Origin of the sequence: Serinicoccus kebangsaanensis (assembly GCF_008919445.1) — a bacterium.
GTDB classification, from domain to species: Bacteria; Actinomycetota; Actinomycetes; order Actinomycetales; family Dermatophilaceae; genus Ornithinicoccus; species Ornithinicoccus kebangsaanensis.
In genome coordinates, this window is the sequence record NZ_VSLG01000027.1 from 1 (window position 1) to 3,709 (window position 3,709).

General features: G+C 68.6%; 4 protein-coding genes. All 4 read right to left on the bottom strand.

Translation table 11 applies throughout. The features are described 5' to 3' along the window. Window positions 1–189 precede the first annotated feature (189 nt). On the bottom strand, window positions 190–1,020 hold the full coding sequence (locus FXF60_RS16305) for an IS3 family transposase (RefSeq protein ID WP_192796791.1): 831 nt from the start codon (window positions 1,018–1,020) through the stop codon (window positions 190–192). 67 nt (window positions 1,021–1,087) lie between these two features. Beyond that, entirely contained in the window at window positions 1,088–1,252 is a 165-nt protein-coding gene (locus FXF60_RS16620) for a hypothetical protein (RefSeq protein WP_192796792.1), read from the bottom strand. Between the two features lie 71 nt (window positions 1,253–1,323). After that, complete coding sequence (gene istB, locus FXF60_RS16310; protein WP_151527037.1) at window positions 1,324–2,127, bottom strand: IS21-like element helper ATPase IstB; 804 nt, start codon at window positions 2,125–2,127, stop codon at window positions 1,324–1,326. Next, entirely contained in the window at window positions 2,124–3,338 is a 1,215-nt protein-coding gene (gene istA / locus FXF60_RS16315) for an IS21 family transposase (RefSeq protein WP_192796793.1), read from the bottom strand. Before istA ends, istB begins: the two co-directional genes overlap by 4 nt. Window positions 3,339–3,709: the final 371 nt, after the last annotated feature.

The window sequence follows — 3,709 nt, forward strand, 5'->3', positions numbered from 1 at the left end:
CGTCCGAGAGCGTCTGCAACCGCGACATGCGATCACCCTTACCGACGCAGACTGCGGATTTGGGAGACACGCCCTAGCCGTCAGGTTGCCTGCTGCGCTCATCGGGCGACACCGCGTGCACGGTGATGCGGGGGCGGGCGTTGTTGAAGTGACCTTGTCTGCCCGACGGTGCGGGTGTGTTGGTGTTGATCATGCTGCGGTCTCGGTCTGTGGTCCAGTAGGGACCGAGTGGTGGTACTTGGCCTCGTAGTCGGCGGGGCTGAGGTAGCCGATGGTCGAGTGCCGTCGATGGGGGTTGTAGAAGCCCTCGATGAAGCTGAAGATCGCGTTGGCCAGGCCCTCGCGGGTCGGCCATGACGAGCGGTCCAGCTGCTCGGTCTGCAACGTGGCGAAGAAGCTCTCGGCCACGGAGTTGTCGAAGCAGTCGCCGATCGATCCCATCGACCCCAACAACCCGGCCTCACGCAGCCGGTGCCCGAAGGCCCAGCTGGTGTAGGTCGAGCCGTGGTCGCTGTGATGGACCGCCCCGGGTAGTGGCCGACGGTTCCAGATCGCCATCTGCAGCGCGTCCACGACCAGCTCGGAGCGGATGTGGTCGGCCATCGACCAGCCCACCACACGGCGGCTGAAGCAGTCGATGACCACCGCGCAGTACAGCCATCCCTGGCCGGTGCGGTGCTGGGTGACGTCGGCGACGTAGAGCCGGTCCGGCGCATCGGGGGTGAAGTTCCGCTCCACAAGGTCCTGCGATGGCGCCGCGGCCTCGTCACGCCGGGTGCAACCGCGCAGCCGACGGCGGTGCACGCCCTGCAGACCAGCGGCGCGCATCAGCCGCTCCACCCGGCCCTGGCTGACCTCCCGACGACGGCCCATCGTCAGCTCGGCGTGGACCCGCCGGTGGCCGTAGGTGCCATAGGAGGCTGCGTGGACGTCGCGGATTTCCTCGATCAGATATGCCTGCTCCAGGTCGCGGCGACTGGCAGGCCGGGAGCGCCACTCGTAGTAGCTAGACGTCGACACCTTCAGTACCGGCAGGTCACCGCGACAGGGGTCTCCTCCGCAGCGAGCTCACGGACCACCGGGTAGATCATTTTGGGAGCACATTCTCCCTCGCGAAGTACGCACTGGCCCGCTTGAGGATCTCGATCTCCATCTCCAGCGTGCGCTTCTCGCGGCGCAACTGGACCAACTCGGCCCGCTCATCGCTGGACAGGCCCTCCTGCGTGCCCTCGTCGATGTCGGCCTGCTTCATCCACCTCCGCAGCCCGGATGTCGACGGCGCTCGAAAACTGGACGGTTTCGGCGGTCGAAGAGTGAGCAGGTTCAGTCTAGGGATTCTTGTTCGGCTTTGATGCTGGGCAGTGTGTCGACGCCGCGGTCGCGGAGCCGGTAGGAGGCGCCTTTGAGGGGTATGACGTCAGCGTGGTGGACGATGCGGTCGATCATGGCGGCGGCGACGACTTGGTCGCCGAAGACGCCGGCCCAGGAGCTGAACGGCAGGTTGGACGTCAGGATCAGCGAGGCGTGCTCGTAGCGGGATGAGACGAGCTGGAAGAACAGGTTGGCCGCGTCCTGCTCGAAGGGCAGGTAGCCGACCTCGTCGACGATGATCAGCCCGTAGCGGCGTAGCCGGGTCAGCTCGGCGGCGAGCCGGTCCCGGTTGTGCGCCTCGGACAGGCGCGTGACCCAGTCGGTCGCGGTCGCGAACAGCACCCGGTGCCCTTGCCGGGCGGCGGCGACACCGAGGGCGGTGGCCAGGTGGGTCTTGCCGGTGCCCGGTGGGCCGAGGAGGACGACGTTGCGGTGCTCGGCCAGGTAGGCACCGGACGCTAACGCCTGGGCGGGGGTGCGGGCGCTGGGTTGGTGGTCGAAGTCGAAGTCGTCCAGGGTCTTGACCGCGCCGAAGCCAGCGGCGCGGATCCGTAGTCGGGCTCCGGAGGCGTTGCGGGCGGCGACCTCGCGTTCCAGGACTGCGGCCAGGTAGTCCTCGTGGGTCCACCCGGCGTCGCGGGCGTGGTCGGCCAGGCGGGCGGCGGCCTCGGTGATCCGGGGCGCTTTCAGCGCGGCGGCCAGGTGGGTGATCTGCTTGAGCGACTCGGTCCCGGCGGAGTTCGGTTTGCGGCTCATCGCGACTCCAGCTCGCCGGCGTCGATCCCGAACGCCTTGTCGTAGTCGGCCAGGTCCCGGATCAGCTCGTCGGCCTCGGGACGGGTCCTGGGGTGCTGGTAGGCGTGCCGCAACGCCGCGGCGGCGGTGACGTGGGCGGGGTCGGTGACGGTCATGCTCCGGGCCCAGCGGCGCGGGTGATCGGCCACCAGCTGGCCACCGTGCCGGACGCGGACGACGTCGAGGTCGGCGGCCACGTCGACCCGGGCACCGATCGCGCGGGGGTCGACCGAGTAGTCGCACGTATCGACGCGCACGTAGTAGTCCCGGCCCAGGCGGACGTGGTTGCGCCATCCCAGGTGCAGCACCGCCGGCGGCAACGGCAGCATCGCCTCGGTGTCCGCCGCGAGCAGGTCGACCGGGCGGGCCTTGGTCGTGCGCACCACCCGGGCGTTCGCGCTGGTGAGCCTGTGGGTGAACTGGGCGTTGAAGTCGGCCGGGCACTCGAAGTGCCGCCCGGGCATGAAGGAGGTCTCGAAGAACCGGTTACGGCGCTCCACGAGCCCTTTGGACTCCGGGTCCCGTGGCGGCAGCAGCACCACCTTCGTGGCCAGGGTCCCGGCGAACACCGCGATCGGCTCGGTCACCGTGCGTCGCCCGATGCCGGGCTCGTTATCCCAGATCAACCGGCGCGGCACCCGCCCCAGCTCACTGAGCAGGTCCCACGTGCCCAGCAGCAGGTCCGGGGTCTTGCGGGTCGGGAGCATCCGACCCACCGTGAACCTCGAGTAACCGCACGTCATGACCAGCACCGGCAACAGGGCCCGTGAACCGTCCTCGAGCAAGATCTTGCGCGGCGGGAACCACAGGTCGCACTGCGCCACGTCCCCAGCCGCCCACGTCAACCGGTCCGCCGGGTCGATCGGGCGGTGATCGACCCGGACCCGGTTCACGTTGTCCCGGAACCACCGGATCGAGCCGGTCCACCCGACCCGCTCGGCCAACACCGTCGCCGGCATGTCCGGTGTCTCCTTCAACAGCTCACGCACCCGCGCCTCGTACGGCGTGAACGACGTCGGACCCGCTCTTCGCTCGTACTTCGGTGGCCCGTCCGAGGTCACGGCCGCAGCGACCGTGTTCCTCGAGATGCCCAACCTCCTGGCGATCCTGGCCCTCGGCACACCGTCGGCGGCCAGCCTCCTGATCAGCGCCCAGTCCTCCATGGTGATCACACTCCAATCGTCGAAGAGTGCTCACATTTCGAGCGCCGTACCTGCTCAGTTTTCGAGCGCCGCCGACACGCGAGGGGCGCCACGGCGCCCCTCGAGCGCGCCGGTGCCAGTGCGCCCTCCTGCGGACTTGCCCGAGGAGATCGAGCACGCTTCCGAGAGTTGAGGACCGCTCGGTCTCAGCCTGGATCCGTTGAGCCGTCGAGTGCGAACTGTCTCGACCAGCGTGGGTTCCGACGCTGCTCGCTATCGCAGCACCAGGGGAGGCTGTTGCACGTGACGCGAGCGCGAGTGGCTCTTGTCGACGGCACGTGAAAACTGACCCCGTGACGGCAGGTGAAAGTTGACCCTTGCCGAGATCCTGTCCTCGTCGA